This window comes from Rhodococcus sp. ACS1 (assembly GCF_002300155.1).
Lineage (GTDB): Bacteria > Actinomycetota > Actinomycetes > Mycobacteriales > Mycobacteriaceae > Rhodococcus_F > Rhodococcus_F koreensis.
Genome location: NZ_NSDZ01000010.1, coordinates 668,863 through 676,616, shown reverse-complemented (window position 1 = coordinate 676,616; position 7,754 = coordinate 668,863). Strand labels below are relative to the sequence as shown.

Sequence of the window (7,754 nt, the reverse complement as noted above, 5' to 3'; positions counted from 1 at the left end):
ACTGACATTCATCGACACACTGTTGAGTTCTCAAAGAACACGCGCACACCATCACTGCCGAAGTATCAACTTCAGCCGCTCCGGGGCAACCGTTCCAACTTATCTCCTGCCGCGTCCCGGCGCAAACCGGGGCGATCAGGACATCTCGAAAGCATCGAAACTTGCTCGGTGTTCTCGGGAAGTTCAGGCGCCTGCGTCCAACCTCGTGTCCCCGGCCTCTCGGTCGGGGTTGGTGTCCGTGTCGCTCTGACCTGGAATAAGTTACGCGAATGAAAACGGAGCGTCAAATCCCCTGGTCAAAGGCATCCGGTACGTGAAATCCGCTGGTGGCCCGCGCTACGCGCGGGCCACCGGACGGAGTAGGTCCGAATTACGCCGCTGTGACCCGCCGCACGCTAGTTCGACAACACTTTGACGCCGGCGAAGTTGCGCTTTCCGCGCCGAACCACGAGCCACGTCCCGTGCAGCAGATCGCCCGATTCGGGAGTCCAGTCCTCACTGGAGATCTTCTGGTTGTTGACGGAGGCGCCGCCTTCCTTCACAGCGCGGCGGGCCGCACCCTTGCTCTCGCACAAGCCGCTGAGAACGAGAAGGTCGACGATGCTGGACGGCTCGCCCGGCGCGAGTTCTGCGACGGACGCCTCCCGAAGGGCGGCGCCGAGCGTCGGCTCGTCCAGGTCCTGCAGTTCCGCGCGGCCGAACAGTGCCTGGCTCGCGAGCTCCACGGCACGGGTGTTGGCTTCGCCGTGCACGAGTGTCGTCATCTCGGCGGCGAGCCGGCGCTGGGCCTCGCGGGCATGCGGCCGCTCGGCGGTGGCCGTCTCCAGTTCCGCCAGCTCCTCGGCGGTGAGGAAAGTGAACCACCGCAGGTACTTGATCACGTCGGCGTCGCCGGTGTTCACGAAGTACTGGTACCACGCGTAAGGGCTCGTCATCTCCGGGTCGAGCCACAGGCTTCCGCCTCCGGTCGACTTTCCGAACTTCTTGCCGTCCGCCGACGTGACGAGCGGGACTGTCAGACCGTGAACCGATTCGGCGTCGACGCGCCGGTTCAGCTCGACGCCGGCGATGATATTGCCCCACTGATCGGATCCGCCGACCTGCAGTGAACAACCGTGGCTGCGTCGCAGGTGCAGGTAGTCGTTGGCCTGGAGCAGCATGTAGCTGAATTCGGTGTAGGACATGCCGTCGGTTTCGAGGCGACGCTTCACGGTGTCCCGCGCGAGCATCACGTTGACGGAGAAGTGCTTGCCCACGTCGCGGAGGAAGTCGATGGCCGACAGCTTGCCGGTCCAGTTCATGTTGTTCTCGATGACGGCGCCACTCGGCGAGTCGTCGAACTCGACGAACCGTTCGAGCTGACCCCGAATCCGATCGGCCCATTCCGCCACGGTGTCGGCGGAGTTCATCGTGCGTTCACCGACGTCGCGGGGATCGCCGATCAGACCGGTCGCGCCACCCGCCAGCACGATGGGACGGTTGCCCGCGCGCTGGAATCGCTTCAGCGCGAGCAGCGGCACGAGATGGCCGGCGTGCAAACTCGGTCCGGTCGGATCGAAACCGGCATAGAGCGTGACCGGTCCGGCGTCGAGATCACGGCGCAGCGCGTCCAGATCGGTTGATTGGGCAATGAGCCCGCGCCAGGTCAGTTCATCGATGATGTTCTCAGTCACGGGTTCGATCATCCCATCCGCTCGTCGGCGGGCGTCGCACGCGGGCTTCTCCGGTACGCGGACACCGCCGGCGACTCCGGAATCCAGAAGCGCCACGGGCGGTCGGCGGCCGTGCTGACCCCGACCCGCGGGCCGCTCACCCAGCCGTCCGAATCCGCAACCTCCAGCCGAACGGGCGAATCGGTTTCGAACAGTGCCGCACCGTTCTCGGCGAGGGTGACGCCGGTCGCGGACCCCAGGTTGCCGGGCCCGCGCGCCCAGTCGGCCGGTCTCGTCACGCGGGGTCTGCGTGCCCGGACCGTCGCGGACCCGTCGAGCACTTCGCCCGCACGCAGCAGCACTCCGCCCGCGGTGCCGACCGGCCCGTAGGACACGTTCATGCAGAAGTGCATCCCGTAGCTGCGGTAGACGTACAGGTGCCCGGCCGGGCCGAACATCACCTCGTTGCGCGGCGTCCTCCCCCGGTACGAGTGCGAAGCCGGGTCGGGCCACGGGCCGTCCTTCTCGCCGCCGTACGCCTCCACCTCGACGATGCGGATCCGGACGTCGCCGACGATCAGCGTGGATCCGAGGACGATGTGCGCGGCGTCCACGGGTTCCGCCCGGTCGAGTCGATCGATGGTCACGTCCCGATTCTCCACAACCGTTGACGCCGCCACCCCGACGGTCGCATAATTCATCACACAATGAATTCACCCAGTGATGAATTGAGGCCCGCCATGAATGGCAGTGCAGCGATCGACATCCGTGATCTGCACGTGCGCCGAGGCAGGAACGAGGTGCTGCACGGCATCGACGTCCAGGTGCCGAGCGGATCCATAACCGGCCTCCTCGGACCCTCCGGATGCGGAAAGACCACGCTGATGCGGTGCGTGGTCGGCACTCAGATCGTGGAATCCGGGACGGTCACCGTGCTGGGGTCCCCCGCAGGCTCGGTCTCGTTGCGAAGCCGCGTCGGGTACGTCACCCAGTCCCCCAGCGTGTACGCCGACCTCACGGTCAGGAAGAACGTCGCCTACTTCGCCGCGCTCTACGGTCAGCCGTCGAGCGCGGTCACCGAAGCGGTCGACGCGGTGGGGCTGACGCGCTTCGCCACCCAGAAGGCGGCAGATCTGTCGGGTGGGCAGCTGGGCCGGGTCAGCCTGGCGTGCGCGCTGGTGGCGCGCCCCGAGATCCTCGTCCTCGACGAACCCACCGTCGGCCTGGACCCACTCCTGCGCGTCGAACTCTGGGAGCGGTTCGAGGAACTCGCCGCCGCCGGCACCACTCTGCTGGTGTCGAGCCACGTCATGGACGAGGCCGAACACTGCGCGTCGCTCCTGCTCATGCGGGACGGCTACGTTCTCGCGCAGGTCTCCCCCGGCGGGCTCCGGGAACAGACCGGTGAGACGAGCCTCGAAGACGCCTTCCTGAACCTCATCCGCGCATCACATGTCGGGAGTGAGAACTGATGAACGTCACGATCTTCGCGGCCACGGCGGGCCGGATCCTCGCGCAACTGCGGACGGATCACCGCACGGTCGCCATGATTCTGGTGGTGCCCAGCCTGCTGATGGTGCTGCTGTACTTCCTGTATCAGAACGTTCCGGCGCCGCCCGGTCAGCAATCGCTGTTCGAGCGCGTCGCGATCACGATGCTGGGCATCCTGCCGTTCGTCGTGATGTTCCTCGTCACGTCGATCGCGATGCAACGCGAACGGACGTCCGGCACCCTCGAACGCCTGCTCACGACGCCCATGGGCAAACTCGACCTGCTCGGCGGCTACGCCGCGGCGTTCTCCAGCGCCGCTGCGGCGCAGGCGGCGCTGGCGTGTGCGGTCTCGTTCGGATTTCTCGGCCTCACCACCGAGGGCAGCGTGACGTGGGTGCTGCTGATCGCCGTGCTGAACGCGATCCTCGGCGTGGCACTCGGTCTGCTGTGCAGCGCGTTCGCGCGCACCGAATTCCAGGCGGTGCAGTTCATGCCGGTGGTCGTGGTTCCCCAGCTCTTCCTGTGCGGGCTCCTCGTTCCACGGGATCAGCTCCCCACCTGGCTGGAGTGGATCAGCAACGTCCTCCCGCTGAGCTACGCCGTCGAGGCGTTGCAACAGGTCGCCACCCACCCCGGGGCGACCGGCCTCATGTGGCGTGACCTGGCGGTGGTCGCCGCCTTCGCCCTGTTCGCACTGTCGCTGGGCGCCGCGACGCTGAGGCGCCGCACACCATGACCGACCCCGCGACACGCACTGACGGCGCCCCCGGGCTGCGGACCGGACGACGCCCGGGCAACCCGGACACGCGGTCACGGATACTGACTGCCGCACGAAAACTGTTTGCACAGAACGGCTTCGACAAGACCAGCGTCCGTTCCGTGGCCTCCGGGGCGGGCGTCGACTCCGCTCTGGTCCACCACTACTTCGGAACGAAGCGACAACTGTTCCTCGCGTCGGTGGACATTCCGGTGGACCCGACGAAGGTGATCGCGCCGGTGCTCGACACCCCGCCGGACGAGATCGGCAGCCGCCTCGCCCGGGCCGTGTTCTCGGTCTGGGAGTCGCCGCACAAGCCCGCCGTGGTCGCGGCGTTCCGGTCCGCGATGGCGGGGAACGAACCGACCCTCATCCGCACGTTCCTCCTCGAGGTCGTGCTCCGAGACCTCGGACCGCGCGTCGACGAACCACCCGGAACCGGCATGCTGCGCATGCAATTGGTGGCATCGCAGATGGCCGGTGTGCTGGTGACGCGGTACATCCTCGAAATCGAGCCACTCGCGTCGCTGCCCGTCGACGACCTGGTCGCGATCGTCGCCCCGACGTTGCAGCGTTATCTCACCGGCGATCTGCCGGTGTGATCAGGCCTCGCCGGCCGCCCGGGCGAGCAGCGTCTCGTGCTCGGCCGCGTCGACGTCCCTGGCCTCGTCGATCAGCAGGACGGGGATCCCGTTCTCGATGGGATACGCCCGCCGAAGGCGAGGGTTGTAGAGCAACTCGTCTCCGACCAACAGCAGAGGACCCTTGTCCTGTGGGCACGCGAGAATGCCGAGCAACGTCGGATCAATAACCACGGAAGTCCTCTCCAACCGTTCGGGTGAGCAGTGTCAGGCTACCGCGCGCCGGCGGGCACTCCGGCGGAGCCGTCCTCGAACTCGGCGGCCACCGCCTTGGTCAGCCGCCGGTACTGGTGCGATTCCGGATCGGCGTACCACACACGGGTTCCCGGCTTGGGCAGGCCGGCAGCGCTCAGGGCATCGGCATTCGGGCGGTACGAGGACCCCAGCGGGATGTCCCCCACCACCTGGATGATGTCGGGCCGCAGCGCGGGAGCAAGCGCGTCGAGCGCGTCGGAGATCTCCGCCAGTCTCGGCGGCGGCCCGTCGCGGAGGGTGAACGCGGCAACGGCCAGCGTGCGACCGCCGACCGCGACCCCGTAGGCCACCGCGAGGTCGACACGATCGACGGACCCGAGCGCGTCGACGATCGGCTGGGTGAACACCGCGCCCCGGGGAGTCGCGATCACGGTCTTCCTGTGGTCGACCAGCCAGTAGTCCCCGTCGGCGTCGCGGCGGAAGAGGTTCTCCGTCGGAATCCACGCGTCGCCCGCGGCGAAGATTCCCCGCATCGCGCCGCCGGACATCTCGGCGTGCACGCCCGCCCTGCCGAGGAGCAGACCGACCTCGTCGTCCTCGCATTCGCGGATGAATCCCTGCTCGTCCTCCAGCAGCCGGCCGGCGATCGGGTCGTAGGCCGCGAGCCGCACCTCGGCGCTGCCGGGCAGGGGCCGCCCCTTCGCCCCGACCTTCGCGCCTGCGACGTTCGCGAGAACCACGTCGCCCTCGGTGGAGGCGTAGAACTCGAGGACCTTCGCCGGTGCGAATCGTTCCGTCGTGCGGCGCCACAAGCCCTGCGGCATTCCGGATCCGATGAAGAGCCGGACGGGGTGGCTTCCGTCGAGCGCGAGGTTCTCGGCGTCGAGGATCTCGCGCATCATCGTCCACGTGTAGCTGACCACTGTGACGCCGTAGCGGTGGACCTCCTCGGCGAACCGCTCGGGGTCGAGTCCGCGCGAGAGCGCGATCCGCGATCCACCCGCCACGGCGCCACCGATCGCGGCGAGCAGGCTCGACGAATGATGCAGAGGCGCAAGGCAATACACGGTGTCACCGCGGTCGAGATCGGCAGCCGAGGCCGTTCCGAACGCCGACAGCGCCCACCGGTAGTTCGTGATCTGCTTGGTCTCCCAGTGCCCGTTGGACTCACTGCAGATGATGAACGCCAATTCGCGGGCCAGTCCGGGATCGGGCCGGTACCAGCCCGGCAACGTCACCGCGTCGGGGTCGATCTTCTCGAGATCGACGACGTTTGCAGACGCATCCACGTCGAGATTGCGCTGGGCGCCGCCGCCGAGCACGAGCACTTGGATGCCGGTGGCGAGCGCGGCGTCCAGATTCTCCGGATCGGTGACGATGCGCTCGACACCGTCGATTCGGAGGGCGGTGTGGACTTCCCGCCCCGGGGGCAGGAGGACCGCGACGGCACCGAGACGGGACAGCGCGACGATGGCGGCGAGCGCGCTCGGGCGCGTCTGCATCACGACGCCGACGTGAGCGGCGGGACGGACACCGGCCTGGATCAGACCGCGGACCACGTTGTCGATCCGCTGATTGACCGCCTCGTAGGTATGCACGCGATTGTCGAAGAGGAAGCACTCGCCGCCCGGCGCCTTTCGGCGCTGCTCGGCCAGCAACCGGCTGAGCGAGATCTGGGTGTGCGGCTGGATCTGGCCGAGCCGGGCCAGCCGGGGCAGCGCCCGCGTGGCCTCGCCGGACAGCTCCACCGTGCCGCGCAACGCGCCGGACGCGAAGTCGCTGATTCCTTTGCCGACACCGACACCCACCTCGGCGACCGACGCCACGGTGTGAATGATGCGGTCGCTGATGGACACTCCGGATTCGCTACCGAAGTGCTCGTCGTAGCGCATGAGCTCGATGTTGGTGGGGCGCGGCCCCAGCCCCTCGTTCCACAGCACCCACTTGCCGGTCGTCGGCCACGTGTGGGTCGCCGCGGCCGAGCCGACCACGAGACCGAAATGCCCTGCCCGCAACGTCGATTCGTACACGTTCGCACGTGGGGCGGCCCGGCGGATGCCGCGGACGGCCAACGGCTGACCGATGTCGTCGACCTCTCCCACGAACGCGAGGACCGGACAGGTCAACTCCGCGAGCGACACCACCTGGTCCTTGATCACGAACCCGCCGGTCATCATGCGGTTGTGCACGATGAACTGCTTGAGCAACTCCGCGACGGCCGGACCGGACCACGCAACCCAGCCCTCGGTCGCGAGGAACCGTCGCTGCTGCTCCCGCGGCAACAGCGCTTCCCTGTCGTGCAACTGACGGAGGAAATCCAACCTCGACTTCAGTGTCTTGACGGGGTCGAGGAGCTGAAACCCGGTGCGGGCCATCCACCCCGACACCGCGAGCCGGTTGAAGACGTGGTCCGCGAGGAAACCCGCGGCGTCGGTGGCGAACCCGGCCGGGATCCCGAACGGCAGCCCGGCGAGCGTGTCGACCGGACTGCCGAACGTCACGAGCCCGGCGATGTTGCGGCTGCGGCGGTACGCGGCGGCCTGGTAGGCGAACATGCCGCCCTGCGAATATCCGGAGAGATAGACGTCACGCCCGGTGTGCGACCGCACCTGATCGATGATCTCGCTGATCGCGACGATGTGGTCGGCGAGATTCCGATCCCAGCCGCCCTCTTCGGAATCCGGCGAACCGAAGTCGACGACCCAGGGGTCGATCCCCATCGAGCGCAGGATGCCGACCGCGCCCTGGTCCCGTGTGACGTCGTAGACGTCGGCCGACATCATCATCGGCGGGACCAGGACGATCGGGGGTCCGGCGTCGGCCGGGTCCGTGTCGGGGAAATACCGTCGGAGCCGATACATCGGTGCGCGTTCGACCACCTCGAACGGCGATGTGGTGAGGTCCGTCTCGAGTCCGCCGAGACGAACCACCTCCAACCCGTTCTGCGCCGTCGCCACCACGCGACGGATCGGGCCCATCACCGTTTCGGTATTCAGTCCCACGAACACTCTCCCAGAC

At 67.7% G+C, this 7,754-nt stretch carries 7 protein-coding genes; 3 read left to right on the top strand and 4 right to left on the bottom strand.

The window, feature by feature from the left end; translation table 11 throughout:
- Window positions 1–395: 395 nt before the first annotated feature.
- Window positions 396–1,673 (bottom strand): tyrosine--tRNA ligase, encoded by a 1,278-nt coding sequence (tyrS, locus tag CJ179_RS41530; protein WP_095865329.1) that lies wholly within the window; start codon window positions 1,671–1,673, stop codon window positions 396–398.
- An 8-nt stretch (window positions 1,674–1,681) separates the two neighbouring features.
- Entirely contained in the window at window positions 1,682–2,353 is a 672-nt protein-coding gene (locus CJ179_RS41525; protein ID WP_072949259.1) for a DNA-3-methyladenine glycosylase, read from the bottom strand.
- 39 nt (window positions 2,354–2,392) lie between these two features.
- On the opposite strand from CJ179_RS41525, the gene CJ179_RS41520 reads away from it, so the two are divergent.
- Genes CJ179_RS41520 through CJ179_RS41510 form a run of 3 tightly spaced genes read left to right on the top strand, consistent with a single transcriptional unit; the run spans window position 2,393 to window position 4,502 of the window.
- A complete protein-coding gene (locus CJ179_RS41520) occupies window positions 2,393–3,124 on the top strand; it encodes an ABC transporter ATP-binding protein (protein WP_072949260.1) in 732 nt (243 codons plus the stop codon).
- Complete coding sequence (locus tag CJ179_RS41515) at window positions 3,124–3,879, top strand: ABC transporter permease (protein WP_072949261.1); 756 nt, start codon at window positions 3,124–3,126, stop codon at window positions 3,877–3,879. Before CJ179_RS41520 ends, CJ179_RS41515 begins: the two co-directional genes overlap by 1 nt.
- Complete coding sequence (locus tag CJ179_RS41510) at window positions 3,876–4,502, top strand: TetR/AcrR family transcriptional regulator (RefSeq protein ID WP_095865301.1); 627 nt, start codon at window positions 3,876–3,878, stop codon at window positions 4,500–4,502. Before CJ179_RS41515 ends, CJ179_RS41510 begins: the two co-directional genes overlap by 4 nt.
- Here CJ179_RS41510 and CJ179_RS41505 read toward each other — a convergent pair whose 3' ends face one another.
- Complete coding sequence (locus CJ179_RS41505) at window positions 4,503–4,715, bottom strand: Trm112 family protein (protein ID WP_072949263.1); 213 nt, start codon at window positions 4,713–4,715, stop codon at window positions 4,503–4,505.
- Between the two features lie 38 nt (window positions 4,716–4,753).
- Window positions 4,754–7,744 carry an acyl-CoA synthetase gene (locus tag CJ179_RS41500; RefSeq protein ID WP_095865300.1) on the bottom strand — a complete coding sequence of 997 codons (2,991 nt, stop codon included), beginning with the start codon at window positions 7,742–7,744 and terminating at the stop codon, window positions 4,754–4,756.
- Window positions 7,745–7,754: the final 10 nt, after the last annotated feature.

Bases quoted from the DNA above. Each gene is read 5' to 3' on its own strand.
- CJ179_RS41525 (WP_072949259.1), bottom strand. From the start codon at position 2,353: ATGAATTATGCGACCGTCGGGGTGGCGGCGTCAACGGTTGTGGAGAAT.
- CJ179_RS41520 (WP_072949260.1), top strand. From the start codon at position 2,393: ATGAATGGCAGTGCAGCGATCGACATCCGTGATCTGCACGTGCGCCGA.
- CJ179_RS41515 (WP_072949261.1), top strand. From the start codon at position 3,124: ATGAACGTCACGATCTTCGCGGCCACGGCGGGCCGGATCCTCGCGCAA.
- CJ179_RS41510 (WP_095865301.1), top strand. From the start codon at position 3,876: ATGACCGACCCCGCGACACGCACTGACGGCGCCCCCGGGCTGCGGACC.